The following is a 19,180-nucleotide window of genomic DNA, read 5'->3' as shown; positions in this document are numbered from 1 at the left end:
TTAATTCGGTATATATTATTCTGACCCTCGATAGTCCAGGGGTGGTTCCCTGTCACCTACCAGAGACTCGTATTCAAAATTTTCTCCCTGCCGCTTTTCCAACTCCTGATTGGCTTCTCTTATGATCTCAGGATTGCTAAAAAGGTCATAAGCAGTAATCGCCAGAGTTTTGGCAGCTACGATTAGTCCCTTAGTTCCTATGCTGGTGCCTCCCGCCGCGGTTGACTGCCAGCTATGTCCCGGGGTGCCAGGCACAAAACAGGCAGTACGTAAACCGGCTGTGGGGACTACCCAACTGATATCACCGACATCGGTTGAGCCTCCCCTACCTCTTTCTATCACTTCAAAAGGCTCTACTTCTTCAGCTTTGGATATAGGTACCTGCTCATTCAGTGAAGTCTGTAATTTTTCTGCAAAGGCTTTTTCTTCTTCCGAATAATGTACTCCACCCACTACACGCAGGTTTTGATCCATCAGCTTAGCCAGGGTCTCATTCGGTTGTACATTGTATATACCGTGAATAATCTCATAATCCATTTCCGTACCCGTTCCTATCGCTGCGCCTTCAGCGGCTTTCACTACCCGTTCAAAAATTTCTTTTACGCTGCCCACCTCTGGGTGGCGCACATAATAGTACACTTCTGCAAAGGCAGGTACCACATTAGGAGCCTCACCTCCACTGGTGATCACGTAATGGATACGGGTTTCCATAGGCACGTGCTCACGCAACAGGTTGACCATGTCATTCATAGCCTCTACCCCATCCAACGCTGAGCGTGCTTTGTCAGGAGAAGAAGAAGCATGCGCGGCAATTCCATGAAAGCGGAACTTGGCAGATTTGTTGGCCAGTGAGGATGCCGCCACCGCAGAATTACTGCTGCCAGGATGCCAATGCAAGACAGCATCTACATCATCAAAAAGGCCGGCTCTAACCATATAAACTTTACCGGCTCCCCCTTCTTCAGCCGGTGTGCCATAGAAGCGAATAGTACCCTGAGCCCCTGATGCTTTAAGCCATTCTTTAATGGCAACTGCTGCAGCGGCAGAACCCGAACCAAATAAATTATGTCCACAGCCATGCCCCGCTCCTCCTTCTACCATTACCTCTCGCTGGGGAACAGCCGCCTGTGACAAACCCGGCAGCGCATCGTATTCTCCCAAAATAGCGATAACCGGCGCTCCGCTGCCGTAGCTGGCCGTGAAAGCCGTAGGGATGTCAGCCACGCCGGCAGTGACCTCAAAGCCTTCTTCCTGCAAATGCTGCTGCAATAAGGCTACACTTTTTTCTTCCTGATAGCCAACTTCCGCATACTCCCAAATCTTTTGGGCCATGTCGCCGTACGTACTTTTATGCTCATCTATATAATCCAGCATCATTTGCTTATCAGTATTCTTTTGAGCCATCCCCATAAAGCTCAAAGCAAGAAGACTGCATAAGATGAAAAATTTCCTCATAACAGATAGTTTTGTGTGTTCAAAAAGATATATTATTTAATTGCTTATTTCCTCAGGTATCGCTTTATCAGCTTGCTAAATTCTAGTCTTTCAGTGTGTTGCATGAAAATATGATATTATCTGTTTATCAACATGATTATCTGAATAAAAAGAAGTAAAACGTTGAAAATTTCAGGATAATCTGAAATTATAAACTGCAAAAATAACCATATGAAGAATAAAATATTATTACAATATATATTTGCGTTATTTTATTGTCAAAATCAATCTTAGTTCATAATTCATAATTATATTAGCAGCTTATTTACACTTTATGTTACACAATAAGTGTTTTTTAACCTCATATAGATTGTTTCTACTGACACCTATTTTAAACTTAACCTTATGAAATCTTTACTATACAGTATGCTCTCTGTAGCATGCTTATTTCTGATTTATCCAACCTCCATGCAGGCACAGCAAATTTCTTCTTCTGATGAAGTCTATCTGGAATCACTAAAGTTCAGAAATGTTGGGCCTACCCGCGGAGGGAGGGTAACTGCTGTGGCTGGAGTAGCTTCAAAACCCGGTACTTTTTATATGGGCAGCACCGGCGGGGGAGTATGGAAAACCGAAGACTACGGAATAAGCTATGAAAACCTTTCTGATGGCTATTTTGCCTCCCCCTCTATCGGCGCCATCAGCGTGTTTCAGGATGATCCCAATATTATTTATGTGGGTACAGGCTCAGACGGACTTCGCTCCAATATCATAGCGGGGAAAGGCATGTACAAATCAAGCGATGCCGGTAAAAGCTGGCAGCATATCGGGCTGGACGATGCCGGCCTGATCGGGGCGGTAGAAATCCACCCTCAGCATCCCGACACCGTGTTTGTTGCAGCCATCGGTCAGCCTTTCCAGCCCAATGAACAAAGAGGAATATTTCGTACCTATGACGGTGGCAAAAGCTGGGAAAAGGTATTTTACCATTCGGATACAGTAGGTGCGGTTGACCTTGAATTTGCTCCCGATAATCCTGAAACAATATACGCCGGACTTTGGCGGGCCGAGCGTAAACCCTGGACCATCATCAGTGGAGGGGCTAATGAATCAGGGGGTATTTACAAATCCACGGATGGAGGTGATAGCTGGAACAGGCTGAAAAATGGACTTCCCCAGGGACTGATCGGTAAAATTGACCTGGCCGTCTCTCCGGCTGATCCCGATCGTCTTTATGCCTTAATAGAGGCCCCCTTAGTGGATACTCCCAGAGTGGATACTCCCGGAGTGGAAACTCCCGGTGAAGGTGGAGGACTCTACCGTTCCGATGACCGAGGCGAAACTTTTGAGTTTGTCAGCAATCACGATGGCCTGCTGGACCGCCCTTTTTACTATTGTAACATCGCCGCTAATCCGCTGGATGCCGATGTAATCTTTGCCATGGCAACCCGCTTTTTTAAATCTACTGACGGAGGGAAAAACTGGAAAACCATGCGTACTCCACACGGAGACAACCATGACATCTGGATCAACCCCAATGACACTTCCCTTTTTATCCAGGCCAATGATGGAGGGGTAAACGTAACCACCAATGGAGGAAAAAGCTGGTCTACCCAAAGTAACCAGCCTACCGCTGAGCTATATCAGATTGAAGTGGATGACCAGCACCCCTACTGGATATATGCCGGTCAGCAGGACAATAGTACGATAGCTGTGCCAAGCCTGCCGCCCTATGACGCACCCGGCGGAGCAGCAGGATTCTGGCTGGCGGTAGGTGGCTGTGAAACCGGCCCGGCAGTGCCTAAGCCCGGTAATCCGAATATTGTCTACTCCAATTGCAAGGGACGTTTCGGTGTCTATGACAAACGTACCGGGCAGGAACAGCAGTATTATGTGGGAGCGGCTTACATCTACGGGCACAATCCGGAGAATCTGACCTACCGTTTCCAAAGGGTATCTCCTATCCATGTATCGCCTCATAACCCTGATGTCGTTTATCACGGTTCACAGTACGTACATAAGACCACCGATGATGGTAAGACCTGGGAAAGAATATCCCCTGACCTGACTGCCAACGACCCTACAAAACAGATGGTATCCGGCAGCCCGATCACCCGTGATGTGACCGGAGAAGAATACTACAGCACCATTTACTCTATCAGGGAATCTCCTTTGGAAGAAGGAGTAATCTGGGTGGGTGCTAATGACGGCCCTATCCATGTCACCAAAGATGGAGGAAAAACCTGGGAAAATGTGACACCTACCGACCTGCCGGATGGTGGCCGGGTAGATAGCGTGGAGCCTTCCCCTCACAAGCCGGGCAAAGCCTATGCCTCCGTACTACTCTATCAAGTAGGCGACTGGCAGCCTTATATTTATAAAACTGAAGACTATGGTGTAAGCTGGAGCTTGCTGACTGATGGCACCAATGGAATTCCGGCAGATTATCCTACACGGGTAGTACGTGAAGATCCTGTAAAAGAAGGCGTCTTGTACGCAGGTACCGAGTATGGCCTGTTTATTTCTTTGGATGATGGCAGTAGCTGGCAGGCATTTCAGCAAAACCTGCCGGTTACGCCGGTCACTGATATCAAAGTTTTCCGTAACGACCTGCTGCTTTCTACGATGGGTCGCTCCTTCTGGATACTGGATAATATTACACCTTTGCACCAGTTGGCAGAGGCAAAAGAAGCAGCCAGCGCTTACCTTTACCAACCCGAAGATGCCTACCGCTATCGCTACAGAGATACCGATGAAGATGACATTCCTTACTATCCTGAGCCTTCGGTCATCATTGATTACTTTCTAAATGACGCCCCCGAGGAAGTCAGGCTCGATATTCTCAACGCCAGACAGCAGTTGGTACGCTCCTTCAGCAGCAGTGATATTGAGAACAGCACACAAGAAGTGATGGTAGACATGGCTACAGGCTTTTACAAAGGAGAAACTTCGGATGCGCTAAAAAGCTCGGCAGGCGCACACCGTTTCCGCTGGAATATGCAGTATCCCGGCCCCTGGGATCAGAATCCTAAGCGAAGCTACCAGAGAGGGCCTATGGTAAGTCCCGGCACCTATAGCGCTCGTCTGACAGTAGATGGAGAAACCTATACGCAAAGCTTTGAAGTGCTGGCTGACCCTCGCCTGAAATATCAGAATGTAAGCGAAGCAGATATTAATGCGCAGATTCAGCTGGTTATGAACATCATCGGGTTGGAAGACAGCACCAAAGTTGCTGCGGCAAAGATTGAAGAGAGAAGAGAAGAACTGGTCAAGCTGATGGAAGAGAGCGGTAAGCGTAACAAATACAAAAAGGAAGATCAGAAATTAGCCCAGATTCAGGACCAGTTGGTTACGGCAGAAGGCATTTACATGCGTCCCATGCTGATTGACCAATTGAGCTATCTCCGCTCTATGCTGGAGCAGGCCGACCAGCGCCCCGGAAGTGATGCTTATCAGCGCTATGAAGAACTAAAAGCGCAGTGGGATGAGCTACAGGATGAACTCAACACTTTTGAACTGGAAGGCTTACCCCGGAGTAGTGACGACTAGAAAATTTGATAACATACATATAATACACCATTGAGATGATAGGAATAGTAGGGGGCGTGGGCCCGGCAGCCGGGGCGGATTTACTTAGCAAAATTACAGAAGAGACTGCTGCGCATAAAGACCAGGAACATCTACCAGTACTTTTGTATTCTCTGCCCCATCGGATAGTGGACAGGACTGCTTTTTTAGAAGGTAAAGAGTTTCAGAATCCCGGCATCAACCTGGCAGAAATATGCCTGAACATGGAAGCCAGTGGAGTATGTGTGGCTGGTATTCCCTGCAATACGGCACATGCCGCACCTATATTTAGCCGCCTGGAAGAGGAGCTAAAGAAAGCAAATAGCCAGCTTACCCTGGTACACCTGATTCATGAAAATATTAACTATTTGCATGGCAAGTTTAAAAAGGGCAGCCGGATTGGTGTATTGAGTACTACCGGAACTTTTGAACAAAAAATCTACTCTTCCCACCTGGAGGCTGCGGGTTATGCATGCATACTGCCGGATGCCGATATGCAAAAAGAGCTGGTGCATACTGCTATTTACCACCCTTCTTATGGTATCAAATCAGTAGGAAGAAGGATTACAGACTTATCCAAAGCTCAGTTATATCATGTGATGGACCTGATGAAAAAGCAGGGGGCTGAGGCTATCATTTTGGGATGTACAGAGATTCCCCTGGCCATTACAGAGAATGAATACAAAGGTATGTTGCTCATTGATGCAACGCGGGTGCTGGCCCGAGCCATGATTCGTCATTATGATGCCCAAAAACTCAAGGAGGATGAAATGCTGGAAGCCTTTCAATCTTAGGATAGAGAGTTAAAGACCTTGGTTAGTCAGGTAATTATTCTAATTTTCAGGTGATTCCAGAAAACAAAGAGGTAGTCAGCTATAAGACTACCTCTATTCTTATCACTCTCCTTTCATGATTTCTGAAAAGATACGATAAGATCTTAGCCTGTCCTCATGATGGTAAATATGAGAAGCTACCATCAGCTCATTGACGCCCGTCTCCTGTAAAAATGCTTCTGTTTTTTGCTTCACCGTCTCTTTGCTACCGATAAAAGCATATTTGAGCATACGCTGAAAAGCAGGGTGTTGCATAAGCTCCCTGATCTCAGCATTCATCTCAGTAGGAGGCTGCATATAATCCAGGTTATTGGTCAGCACGCCCAGCATCATTCTTACCAGTGAAGTAGACATCTTTTCTGCCTTCTGATCACTTTCCGCAGCAATTACATTAATACAGGCAATAGTGTAAGGCTCTTTCAGGTATTCGGAAGGCTGAAAATTGTTATGATAAATATGCAAAGCTTCAAACAGATGCGCAGGAGCAAAGTGACTGGCAAAGGCGTATGGAAGTCCTTTTTTAGCGGCCAGATGCGCGCTGTCAGTACTGGAACCCAGAATGTAAATAGGTACTTCAACCCCTTCTGCTACCGTTGCCCTTACCTGATGATCAGCATTATCTACCGAGAAATACTGCTGAATCTCACCCACTTCTTCGGGAAACTGGTGCACTGCCTGCATCCTGTCGGATCGTATGGCCTGTGCGGTCGCCTGATCTGTACCCGGAGCCCGGCCCAGTCCCAGATCAATACGCCCGGGATACAATGCGCCTAAAGTACCAAACTGCTCAGCGACAATCAGAGGGGAATGGTTGGGCAGCATGATCCCGCCTGAACCAACTCTGATCTTCTCGGTGCCTCCCGCAATATGCCCAATCAGCACCGAAGTAGCGGAACTGGCAATGCTGATCATGTTATGATGCTCCGCCAGCCAGAAGCGGGTATAGCCCATAGCTTCGGCTTTTTGTGCCAGATCCAGGCTATTTCTGAATACTTCAGCCGGAGAAAAACCTGCCCCGACGGAGGCCAGCTCTAAAATAGAATAAGGTATATTTTTATGATGTTGTGACATTTTAAGAATCTATATTTCCGTTAATTGACCAAGCTTAAATGTACTAAGTCATTTCTATAGACTCTCTATCGTAAGTTCTTCCAGAATGGTTTTGAGATGGGCAGAATTTTATGGTGTTTAAAGAGCATTTTAATGATAAATCCTCTACTCATAGTGCTCAACAAAGATTATTATTCCATCAGAAAGAACTCCCGAAATGCACATAAAGCCCAATCATTTCTGTTTTCGGGATTCTTAGCTTAATTTCGCCCCTGCAAGTTTTTTCAGCCAAGCTAAATGCTGTTCATTTATATAAATCAACGATGAAAAACCCTGACTTAAAAAAACTCCCCCCAAACATTAGCTGTGTCATTTTTGATTGTGATGGCGTACTGGTAGACAGTGAGATACTAGCCTCGCAGGCTTCACTGCGTATGCTTGAACCTTATGGCTTCAGCATGACACCCAAAGAATACGCCCATTTATATGCCGGCAAAAAAGAGGAAGATATACTCGCCAGTGTTCAAAAAAGATTTTAACATCAACCTGCCCGATGATTTTCTCTCTAAAGTACGCTTGGAGATAGAACATAGCTTAGACCACGATTTACAGGCGATACCCGGAGTTGTAGAAACCATTTCTCCCCTTCCTGTTACTAAAGCAGTGGTGTCCAACAGCCGTTTGGTGAGGGTGATTTCTTCGCTTAAGGTAGCCGGACTGACTGAGCTCTTCGGTAAAAAGCTGTTTGCCGCTGAAATGGTAGAGCGTCCTAAACCCGCTCCCGATGTGTATCTTCATGCTGCCAGCCAGTTAGGGGTAAAGCCTTCCGAGTGCCTGGTGGTAGAGGATAGCCAGAGTGGAGTAACTGCCGCGCATAGTGCCGGTATGCATGTCATCGGTTTTCTGGGAGCCAGCCACATTCCTGACGGACACGAAAATACCGTAAGGGAGGTTGGGGCTTTTACTGTTGCTTCCAGCATGGAAGAGCTGTGCCAGCTCTTTGCCGAAGTCTTTGCGGACTATAGCATCAAATAGCTTTAGCAGTATTTCCTGTTTACTTTATGGTTTCAAATCCTATATCGTCCAGGATGATTACACCATAGTTGCTCTGGTCAAATATTAATTCAACTTTCTTTAGCTGCTGAATATTGAAAGAGGAATCGTTTTGCTGAAATTTAGAGAGCGGCAGATGAAAGGTTTCCGGCTGTACTTCCCATTCATCTCCTATCATGTCTTTGCTCAGCGAGGCGGTCTTCATAAACCTGGTTTTTAACATGGGAGCCAGCTTTTTTTCATCACTAAGCTGCATACGTGCGCTATTGCCATTTTGGTCGGAAAGCAGGATGCTGAAATCAAGGGCAGGCTCTTTTCTTTCTTCAGAAGCTGGCTGTCCCTCTTTGTTTTTCAGTTCGTGATAATCTCCGGCAGCCAGCGTAAGCAGCATGCTTCCACTACTATCTATTGTAACGCCTAAGCTATCAGGCAGAGTGACTGCATAGCTGGCAAGAGTGTCAGGATTCATCTGCTTCCCATAATCCCAGCCCAGTACCACAGCATTATTCTGCTGGCTACCCCCATCGCGCGTGCTCAGGTTTTCTTCTCTCCAGATGGCTGCATTTTCTGCTTGCAATCTCATATTTTCTTTGGCAGTCGTCAGATCCATGTCACCTTCAAAATCTACCAGCGTTTCGGTATGCTGACTATGAAAATGCGTAAGGTAATATTCTTCGGGAAGCCAGTCTCTGGCTAATGCCACATTTTTGAAGAGGGGCAGATAGCTATGATCATTATGCAAAGCTGCCTCAGCAAATGCACTGATAAAGACTTTTGCCGCCTCCCGCTGCGCTTCGCCCGTAAGCATAGGTTCGGTGTTTAATAACCACTTGGCAGGAGCACCAAAGTCTGCCCTGCCCCAGCTTGCATTAAATTGCCCATGATTGGCCTGATGGATATACACACCTGCCTTGAAAAAATTGCTACTTTCACTGAAAGTCAGGCGGCGATAAGTACGCAGCCCCCAGAAGCTCACCTCATCAGCATCATATGAGCCTTGCAGTGATAAGTAATTGACATTCTCTAAATTGACTTGTCGGTGGTAACGATAATCGGTGGGAGCGATTGCTACCACACCTTTTATGTTGAAGTTGAAGTCAAACGTTTCCTCAGCATTATCAGGAAAGTATTTCAGTTCATTAAACGCAGCTGCGATAGACACCGCCTCGCCTCCCCGGGAATGCCCGATCAGCATGATATTGTCCATGTCAATTTTTCCAGAGAGCTCGTGCTCCGGGCTATTGTTCCATTTTTCCCACTGCTCCAAATGTTTCAGCAGCAGCCATGCCCGGCTTGGCATTTCTTTACCTCTGAAATCTCCTGACCAATGCCCATTGATAAAATTTTCATCTACCGAAACGGTAATAAAACCACGGCTTGCCAGTAGTTCTCCCAGATAAGCATAGCCTCCATCTGAATAATCTATCATGCTGTGGTTCCCATGTACAATCAATACCAACGGAAAAGGGCCATCTCCTTCCGGCATATACACCCGTCCATTCAAAGGAAAGTCAGTAACGCCAAATCCCCAGTAGCGTTCACGCCACTTTTTTTTGTCACCCTTCCATTCAGGAAGCAGTAAGCTGGCGTCTACCGTTGGGGTTTTGAACTTTACTGCTTTGGCGTATTCTTCTCTTTTCTGATCATTACCGCTTCCATAAGTGAATATCTGAACTGCATATTTTCCCTGTGAGCCAGGACCTTCCAGTCCCTGCTCAGACAATGTACTTACTTTTACATCTTCAAAAAACGGCGCTAATGTTTCGGCATAGGGATCATGACCTTCCTGCAACAGCCAGTATATGCCACCGCCTGCACATAGTACAACAATCACCACTCCTATCCAGGCTCGCACAGATTTTTGGTCTACTGATAACTTTTTGAAACTATAGAAGCTGATGATGGAGCATATAATCCCCAGAAGCGCAGCGATGTAAAAGACCTGGTCTGGCCAGCGAAAAGCATAGGTTTTTACCAGAATGAGAGCCGCTACTGTGCTCAAAACAGCCGCCATCAGGCCCATAGAAATCTGCCTTAAGGCTTTTCCTGAGTATTTGATCAGGTAGTAAAACAGGAGATTAGCCAGCAGGCCAATAATAGCACCCAACCCCATCATGAGTAGCGGATGCAGACTTGTTTGGAAATGATAGCCGGCAATGCCCGATACGATAGCGCTGAAAATCAGAAAAGCTGGGAGGGGTGTAGCCGTCAGGGACCTTCTGTCCATTCTCAATATCTTTTTAATGAAATGTGAAAATTCTATTAGTTCGTAAATTTTAATGCGGCTGGCTTAAGTAGAATAACAGTTTCACCCTGACTCCTGACAGCATGACTAGCACCTGTCGTCAGGGTACAGAGGTTGGCTAAAAGTTGCATGTTATTAAATTGCTGATATCTAGCGATGTTAATAAGCAAAACCTAACCTAATTCTGTCTCATTATTTATTCTGCTAAGCTCTTGCCGTGCTCTTACCCATGATGTTGCCTGATTTTCGTCCTGGAGGGCAAGCTATTCTCATGGAAACTCATGTTCTGCTTTCTCCCAGCCTTCCCTTCTGAAACAACTTGTTGCTCCACCATTAACCAAAAAGCAGCGCGTTCTTTTATAGTGAGCACGCAATATATAAAAGCAATCACATACTGGAAATATAATATTGAATTAATATTCAATAATAAAATTTATTAAAAGTATTTAAATCTATTTCAGTATATAATTTTGAAATTTTATCCAAAACACCTTTGTTGCATAATCCCTGTTTAGTACTTTCAGCAAGTAAACCTTAAGCCTAACTTAAACTTATGATGAAACGCTTTTTCAAACTATCAATGCTGGTACTTTTCGCCAGCACATTACTCAATGTAAAGCTCATTGCCCAGAAACTCCAGCCTCAACAGATGGAGCAACTTGAGTTTCGCCACATCGGCCCGGTGGGTAACCGTGTTATTTCAGTAGCCGGAGTTCCCGAAGACCCAATGGTATACTATGTAGGCGCGGCATCCGGCGGTATCTGGAAAACCACTGATGGCGGCCTTGACTGGAAGCCTGTTTTTGACGATCAGTCGGTGCACTCCATCGGAGCGCTGGCTTTGGCTGAATCTGATCCCGAGATTATCTATGCGGGTACCGGAGAATCTTTTATCCGCTCCAATGTTTCTATAGGTGAAGGAGTATATAAATCTACTGACGGCGGGGAAAACTGGGAATATCTGGGTTTGAAAGAGACTTCAAGGATCAGCAGGATAGTGGTTCACCCTGAAAACCCGGACATTGTATATGTGGCTGCCCTGGGCCACGGTTTTACGCCACAAAAGGAAAGAGGGATTTATAAGAGTACGGACGGAGGAAAGACGTGGGAGAATGTACTCCATGTCAACGATAGCACCGGTGCTTCTGATCTGGTGATGGATCCTCATAATCCCCGCATCCTTTTTGCCGGCATGTGGCACCTGGAAATCAAACCCTGGACACGAACCAGTGGAGGTCCCGGTGGAGGAATTTACCGCTCTCTGGATGCCGGTGCGAGCTGGGAAAAGCTGGAAGGCAATGGCCTGCCCGAAGGGAATGTAGGCAAAATCGCCCTGAGCATGACTGCTGCCAAGCAGGGACGCCTTTTTGCCCTTATTGAAACCGGAGATGGCGTGCCTTTGAATGGTGAACCTACCAATAGCGGCGAATTATGGCGGTCAGAAGATCGTGGTAATTCTTTTAGCCTGATCAACTCCAACCGCAACCTTGGAGGCAGAGGGGCTTACTATACCCGCACCAAAGCCTCGCCTGATAATCCCAACGAGATTTACTTTATGGCAGCAAGCTTTTATACCAGCATAGATGGTGGGGCTACTGCTCATGCTATAGAAAGACAGAAGGCTCCCAACTGGGATCATCACGAAATGTGGATTGACCCAACTGATGGCAACCGCCAGATCGTAGTGGGAGATGGTGGCCTTGCCATCAGCCAGAACAGAGGCAAATCCTGGTTTCGCATGGAGCTTCCCATCGCACAGCTTTATCATGTTACCACCGACACTGAGATTCCATATAATGTGCTGACCAACCGGCAGGATGGTCCCTCTATGAAAGGCCCCAGCCGTAGCCGGACAAAAAGCTTTCGCGGTGTTTTTATCCCTTCCGGCATGTGGCATGACTTAGGTGGAGGAGAAAGTGGTTTTGCAACCCCTGATCCCAGCAATCCTGATATTGTATGGTCTAGCGCTTCGGGATCAGGAGCCCTGGGCGGTGTGGTTGTTCGTTATAATGAAGAGAGTAGACAATTTCGTCAGGTAGAAGTATGGCCTGAAAATACCGCGGGAAGCGCTGCCGCCGATGTAAAATATCGCTTCCAGTGGACATTCCCTTTACTTGTATCCTCCCATGACCATAACACAGTATATGTCACCAGTCAGTTTGTACACCGTACACAAAACGGGGGGCAATCCTGGGAGATTATCAGCCCCGACCTCACGCTCAATGATAAGTCCAAGCAGCAGTTTTCCGGTGGGCTAACCGGCGATAACATCGGTGTGGAATATGCGAATGTGATTTATGCTTTTGAAGAGTCTCCCCTAAAAGAAGGTTTATTCTGGGCAGGTACCAATGATGGACTGATTCATGTCAGTCGCGATAATGGAGAGAACTGGGAAAACCTGACTGCCAATGTGCCGGACATGCCTGAGTATGGGGCTGTCAGAAATATTGAAGCCTCTACGCATGAAGAAGGGACCGCTTACATGACCGTGGATGCGCATGAAATGGGTGACTTTAGGCCTTACGTCTACCGTACTACAGACTATGGTAAAAGCTGGGAGAAGATCACCCATGGCATTGAAGACTCTCAACTTAGCTACTGCCGTATGATCAAAGAAGATCCTACACGTCCTGGTTTGCTTTATCTCGGTACAGAAAACGCACTGTATGTGTCTCTTGACAATGGAGGACAGTGGCAATCACTGATGACAAACCTACCCGCCAGCCCTATGTACTGGATGGACATTCCTGAACATTTCAATGACCTGGTCGTGGGCACTTACGGTCGTGGCATCTGGATACTGGATGACCTTACTCCCATACAGCAATTTACGGATGAAGTAGCTGCATCCGACGCCCATTTATTTGCGCCCAAAGATGCCTACCGCTTTCATCCTGTAACCGGGATCATGCAATTCTTTGATGAACCCACCTTTGGTACTGACCCTCCATTCGGAGCATCGCTGAACTATTGGCTGTCTGAAGAAATGGCAGACACGATGAAAGACAGCATTTCGCTGGTCATTACAGATCAGTCAGGCGATACCCTGCGGACTATGGAGCATGAGGGAAAAGCAGGCTTCAACCGTTTATGGTGGGATTTTAATGATAACCCAACTACTGAGCTGGTGATGCGAACCAAACCCATGTATGCGGACTGGTTTCCGATGGAGGAAGACAGAACCAGAGAAGCCCCGCTCTCTCCTATGTCTAAGCTCGTACCCCCGGGAACTTATCAGGTGCATTTAATGATCGGTGATGAGGTACAGACTCAAACGATTAAAGTACTCAAAGATCCGAATTCGGAAGGCACGCTGGAAGATATTGAATTGCAAGACGAATTATTGACTAAAATCAAGCAAGACATAGAGGATATCTCACTAACGGTAAATAAAGCAGAAAAAATCCGCAGACAGTTGCTGGATTTAAAGCCTTTGCTTTCTGGAGATATGGAAGAAGTTCACCTACAACTGGCATCTGTTGATAGTACGGTCTTGGTGCTTGAAAACAAAATGATTCAACTCAAACGTACTGGTACTGGTCAGGATGGAGTACGCTTTCCGGGTATGCTATTGGAAAAACTATCTTACCTATCATCAGCCGTGGCCACAGCCGATTTCAGGCCGGCAAACCAACATGTAGAAGTATATGAAGAATTGCACGCCCGATGGGAAGCGGTGCAGGGAGAGTGGAATACTTATATGGAAGGCCCTATGAAAGAACTGATTGACACCTTACAAGACAATGAAATCGGGCCGCTTACCGTGAGCAGATAATTAACACTTCTCCCTTTACTCAAAAAGGGTAACATCTCATAAGTCATGCTGAACAAAGTGGAGCATCTTTTTTAATTCTCTAAACTATTGGTTAAAGAGTAAAAAGATGCTTTGCCAACACTCAGGATGAACTTGAGATGCTCCCTTTTTTTTGCGTTGACGAACTTTAACTTGAGTGTTGAAAGACTTTCCTTTCTGGAAGGATAAATTATCTAGCTGCTTTATCTATCCATTCGCTTTTAGTAGTAGAGCATAAACAACAAGGCATTTCTTTGCTGTAGAATGTTGATGTGCAACATTTTATACCCCTTAGCGGAATTTTAAGGAAAAGAGCACCCAATGTGGAACATCCATAATGGAGTGCTGGTATTTGGAATCACACCACCAAAAGCAGCTTATTCTCTTTCAGGTATAACCTTAAGGTCTGACAAAAAAATAGAGACCACCCCAATCGGAGCAGCCTCTAAAGTATATCAGAAAGTTAAGAGAAAACAAGCTTAAAAGATGGGCAGTGTTTCAAACTGATCAGTAACCTCAGGAATATTAGGGTTCGTAGTGATCTCAGCAGTAGGATAAATGTATTTACCGGGTAGATTACCGGTTCGGGTAGAAACGATAGGCTCTACTGGTAATGTTACCACCGGACTGGCCACTTTCAACCTTCTCACATCATTAAAAGACTCATACTGAGAAAGGCTTACCATATACTTGGTGAGCATGATTTCATATAGTAGATCAGTCTGTCCTGAAAAGTCTCCCAGTACATAAGGCTCATATTTGATACCCGAAGCCAGGTTATCTTCACTGATGTACTTCCCATTAATGTATCCGGTAGAAAGTACGGAACGTACAGAGTTCAAGGCTTCTAAAGCAGCGGGTAAATCATTAAGTCTTGCATAGGACTCGGCCAGTATCAGTTGATTCTCATAGTAAGTGAGCAGGGGCTGGTAAGCATCAGCGGCAAAGAAGCCATCAGGGTTTACATTGGCATCCAGCACTCCACTTTGGATGAGGCCAAACTGGAAGAAATGATTATACAGGGCTGTATCATCTGTCTTAGCATTTCTGTTAGGCTCCATTAAGGTAGGCAAGACAGCCGGAGGGCTAAAATTGGTATCACCAGAACGGGTAACTACAAAAAACGCATAATTTGAATTCTGATCAATGCCCTGGCTGTTGCCATGAGGTGCTAAAGCATCCTCTTCCGGAGTGCTGATTCCCTGTAACGCATTTTCTACCGCAGCTTCATATTCTCCCAAGTGCATATAGAGGCGGGCTTTCAGAGTGTAAGCTGCTCTGACCCATTTGTCTACATCTCCTCCATAAATAATATCGTTGCTTCCCGGACTGGTACCTGAGCTCACTGAAAGATTCTCAATCGCCACATCCAAAGTAGTTTGCAACTGACTGTATACATCTGGTTGACTATCGTATACCGGTGATGGATACTCATCAATGTTAAAAGCCTGACTGTAGGGTACATCTCCCCAGAAGGAGGTAAGCTTGGCAATGATGAGAGCCTCGGCTACCTGGGCGATTCCCTTATGCCAGCTGTCTCCATTTTCATCAGCTTTTTCCTGCACAATTCTGGCATCAGCCCCAGTAGCATAATAGTCATCCCAGGTGAACCTATCTGCTGAGACAATGTACTGGGAAAAAGCCAGGTGCTGCCGGGCAGCGCCGGTCATCTGACCAGACCACATATAGGAAATTCTGGTATCGGTATCCTCATGCAGGGCAGTTACTCCCAATAAGGTGCCTGATAATAAGGTTTCCATAGGGACGGATTCCCGGGTCACCGCATTCGGATTAGTGGTAATCAGTTCGTGATCAAACACATCTTCACAGGCCCCTAACAAGAAAGCTAATAAAAGCAGTATATATTTTATGCTGGATTTCATGTCAATAGTAGGTTAATGGTTAGTAACTAATGCGAATTGAGAAGATATAAGACTTGGTACTGGGGTTGACAAACCAGTCTTCGCCTCTTGCCTGAGAATCAGCCTGGGTTTGGTTGGACTCAGGGTCTACCCCTATATAGTCTGTCCAGAGCCCCAGGTTACGTCCAGTAAAACCAATCTCTACCGAACTGAGCTTGGTAAAGTCCCGGAAGCCTGGGGTGTTAAGGGTATAGCTCAATGAGACCTGACGCAGGCGGATGTGAGAGCCATCAAAGACAAATTGTCCGTCCGAAGCGCCATCAAAAGCACCGCCTCCACCACCATTATACCATGTTTCAGTGAGGGCTACCGGACCTCCACCAAAGTCACCAATGTTACCTCTGAACGGCGTTCCGGCTGGTATCACTACGCCAGTATTGGTAACGAGATCTACGTCAGACACCCTTTCTTTACCAATCAGGGCATGGGTACCATAGTTGAACAAGGCTCCTCGTGCGCCTGACCAGATGTCATTGCCAAACACACCGCTGAAAAGGAAGGAAAATGTGATGTTTTTGAACCTGAAAGCATTGTTTAAACCAGCCTGCCAGGCTGGATTAGGATTTCCAAGTACTTCATTAGAAGTACCTACTGTTGGGAAACCATTCTCATCCAGCGCATAGTTTCCATTTTCATCTTTTGCAAAATCTACCCCATAGAAAACTCCGAAGGGCTGTCCTTCAATAATAGCAGAACGGTATCCTATTTCCTGGGCATCAGAACCTGCCAGAGATATGACTTCATTTCGGTTAAATGAGTAATTTCCAGCTATATTCCAGGAGAAATTGGGTCTACTGAAAATATCGTAACCCAGTTCAATTTCTACCCCTTTGTTTTGCAGATGAGCCGCATTTTCCCATGAAGAGGTAAAGCCGGTAGAAGGTGAAGTGGTAAGCTCCATAATAACGTCACGGGTATCATTTTTATAATAGGTGGCACTCAGGTTCAGCCTGTCATTAAAAAATCTGAGGTCTGTTCCGATTTCAAACTCAGCTTTGCGTTCAGGCTTCAAACCAAAGTTTCCAGAGGTATAATCCCGGATATAAGCCCCCTGATAATTGTCGCTACTTCCTATCAGGTTAGAAGCATAAGGCACATTGTAGTTGGCCAGGTTAAAAGGAGTGGTGGTCAGATAAGGTCTGGGCTGAATCCCTACCTCTCCATAGCTGGCTCTTAACTTACCAAAACTTAGAAAGGAAGCTTCCGGAAAACCGGGCAGATTGGTAAACTGCCAGGCCATGGAAGCAGAAGGGAAGAAGAAACTGTTTTCGGCCTGTGTACCAAAAGTTGAGGCACTTTCATTTCTTCCGGTAAATTCCAGGTACAGCATATTCATGATATCAAAATTCAGCTGAGCATAGTAGGCATACGTTCTGATGAGCCGGGTCTCATTTTCAGCGCTTAAATTGCTGTTTAGCGCATTGTTCAGTAAAGGAGGAGCATCCGGAATAATGAAGTTGTTGAGTGACACATCTACATTTTCATAATAGCGGCTATTATAGTTTGCCCCAACCAAAGCACGTACTGACAAAGATGAACTAACCTGCTTGGTTACCCGGGCAAACAAATCATTATTGAACTGACGCTCCGTGATATATTGTTGAGTGAGTTCACCAGTGGTATTGGCTGCCGAATAAATCGGAAAGTCATATACTCGCTTATCAACAAAATTGTCAATTCCTGAGCGGCCGGTAATGCTTAGCCAGTCTGTTGGATTGATAGACAGTTCCACATTACCCAGAATGCGGTCTACATTCGTGGTATTGTCAATATTGTGCACGTTCCAGACCGGATTAGAAAAGCCAGGGTTATCGCTGATTCCCAGAGGATTTCTGAAAGCAATATGCCGATCCACATAGGTGTTACCAGCAGGGTCTGTATAATCACCCACATCATAATCGTTATTGAAATCAGGTGGAGTACGCAGCATGCCCAGCAGCAGCCCATTTACATTATCGCCCTGCTGTACCCGGTTAGAGTTCATGCTAATGTAATTACTATTTACCCTCACCGTTAGCCAGTCTGTCAGATTACTGTTTACATTAAAGCGAATGCTGTTTTTCACATAATCACTATTCCCCTCAATTATTCCTTTCTGGTTAAGATTTGCCAGGCTCAGATAAAAATTGGTATTGGTATTGCCACCAGAAACCGCCAGATTATTATCCGTATAATAACCGGTTCTGAAAACATCATTGGTATGATCATCAATAAATTGAGAGTTTTTACCGCCGTGAGGGTTTTCTTCTGTCCCCCCTGGAATGACATACTTGCGAGTACCGTCGGGAAATGTCACATAGCCGGCATAAGCAGGATCGTTAGGGTCAGTGATGTAGACATCTTCACCGCCTGATCTGTCGGCAATTTTATCTCCCCAGGAGCGAGTTGTAAACATGTCGTACATACCGCCGGTGCCTTGTCCATATGAAGATTGGATCGGATGGAGTTTGTTTATCTTATCTATAGAAAAGGTAGAAGAAAAATCAATATTCACTTTTCCTTCGGTATCCTCCCCCTGTTTAGTGGTTATCATGATTACTCCATTGGCCGCTCTTGTTCCCCAGAGGGCCGCCGCCGAAGCTCCTTTCAGGATTTCCATAGATGCAATATCCGCAGGATTAAGGTCATTGAGCCGTGACTGCTGCATCACTTCTTCTGAGCCTTCGCTGCTGTTGCTCATGGGGATACCGTCAATTACGATCAGGGGTTGAGATAGTCCATTGATGGTATTTTGTCCTCTTATCTGTATAAAAGCACCGGCCCCGGGATCTCCACCGGAACGGGTGATCTGAACTCCGGCAGCTTTTCCACTCAATCCTGTAAGCGCACTGGTTTCACCAGACTCGGCTATTTTTTGCCCTTCTACAGAAGTGATCGCTGTGCCAAGTTCATCTCTGTCTACCCGCTCCCCCAGGGCAGTCACCACCACTTCCGAGAGCTCCTTGGCATCTGTAGCTAATTGGATATCAATCTCGCTTTGTCCATTAATATCTACTTCCATGGTGGTCATCCCGATGAAGGAGAAAACAAGCGTAGAAGCATCTTCGGGTACGGATAAGCTATAACTGCCGGAAATATCCGTCAACGTGCCAGTAGTGGTTCCTTTGACGATTATATTTGCTCCCGGTATGGGAGAGTCGTCTTCTTCGCTGCTTACTTTCCCGGATATTATACGCTCCTGGGCGTATAGCTGAAAAGTGCTTAGAAGAACAAAATAAATGAGTAGAACTTTTCTCATAACGCAGTAGATTAGTTAAGTAATGATTTTAATATTGGAATAATA

General features: G+C 45.9%; 8 protein-coding genes and 1 pseudogene. 4 read left to right on the top strand and 5 right to left on the bottom strand.

Annotated elements, in window-relative coordinates; all coding sequences use genetic code 11:
• Window positions 1-15: 15 nt before the first annotated feature.
• Window positions 16-1,455 (bottom strand): amidohydrolase, encoded by a 1,440-nt coding sequence (locus OKW21_RS03310; RefSeq protein ID WP_277477258.1) that lies wholly within the window; start codon window positions 1,453-1,455, stop codon window positions 16-18.
• A gap of 384 nt (window positions 1,456-1,839) precedes the next feature.
• Between OKW21_RS03310 and OKW21_RS03305 the strand changes: the two genes are divergently transcribed.
• Together OKW21_RS03305 and OKW21_RS03300 are read left to right on the top strand one after the other, a co-directional pair.
• A complete protein-coding gene (locus OKW21_RS03305) occupies window positions 1,840-4,983 on the top strand; it encodes a WD40/YVTN/BNR-like repeat-containing protein (protein WP_277477256.1) in 3,144 nt (1,047 codons plus the stop codon).
• A 35-nt stretch (window positions 4,984-5,018) separates the two neighbouring features.
• Entirely contained in the window at window positions 5,019-5,795 is a 777-nt protein-coding gene (locus tag OKW21_RS03300) for an aspartate/glutamate racemase family protein (protein WP_277477255.1), read from the top strand.
• Between the two features lie 102 nt (window positions 5,796-5,897).
• Here the strand turns inward: OKW21_RS03300 and OKW21_RS03295 are convergent, their stop codons facing one another.
• Entirely contained in the window at window positions 5,898-6,905 is a 1,008-nt protein-coding gene (locus tag OKW21_RS03295; RefSeq protein WP_277477253.1) for an LLM class flavin-dependent oxidoreductase, read from the bottom strand.
• A gap of 302 nt (window positions 6,906-7,207) precedes the next feature.
• Here OKW21_RS03295 and OKW21_RS03285 point away from each other — a divergent pair.
• Window positions 7,208-7,919 (top strand): annotated as a pseudogene (locus OKW21_RS03285) (HAD family hydrolase).
• Window positions 7,920-7,938: 19 nt separating this feature from the next.
• Here OKW21_RS03285 and OKW21_RS03280 read toward each other — a convergent pair.
• Window positions 7,939-10,164, bottom strand: coding sequence for a hypothetical protein (locus tag OKW21_RS03280; protein ID WP_277477247.1), 2,226 nt, complete (start codon window positions 10,162-10,164; stop codon window positions 7,939-7,941).
• 571 nt (window positions 10,165-10,735) lie between these two features.
• Here OKW21_RS03280 and OKW21_RS03275 point away from each other — a divergent pair.
• On the top strand, window positions 10,736-13,957 hold the full coding sequence (locus OKW21_RS03275; protein WP_277477245.1) for a WD40/YVTN/BNR-like repeat-containing protein: 3,222 nt from the start codon (window positions 10,736-10,738) through the stop codon (window positions 13,955-13,957).
• Window positions 13,958-14,454: 497 nt separating this feature from the next.
• Here OKW21_RS03275 and OKW21_RS03270 read toward each other — a convergent pair whose 3' ends face one another.
• Together OKW21_RS03270 and OKW21_RS03265 are read right to left on the bottom strand one after the other, a co-directional pair.
• Window positions 14,455-15,858 carry a SusD/RagB family nutrient-binding outer membrane lipoprotein gene (locus OKW21_RS03270; RefSeq protein ID WP_277477243.1) on the bottom strand — a complete coding sequence of 468 codons (1,404 nt, stop codon included), beginning with the start codon at window positions 15,856-15,858 and terminating at the stop codon, window positions 14,455-14,457.
• Between the two features lie 19 nt (window positions 15,859-15,877).
• Complete coding sequence (locus OKW21_RS03265; RefSeq protein WP_277477241.1) at window positions 15,878-19,135, bottom strand: SusC/RagA family TonB-linked outer membrane protein; 3,258 nt, start codon at window positions 19,133-19,135, stop codon at window positions 15,878-15,880.
• Between the last annotated feature and the right edge of the window lie 45 nt (window positions 19,136-19,180).

The sequence above is a fragment of the Catalinimonas alkaloidigena genome (assembly GCF_029504655.1).
Classification (GTDB): Bacteria; Bacteroidota; Bacteroidia; order Cytophagales; family Cyclobacteriaceae; genus Catalinimonas; species Catalinimonas alkaloidigena.
This window is presented reverse-complemented; position numbering and strand designations above follow the sequence as displayed.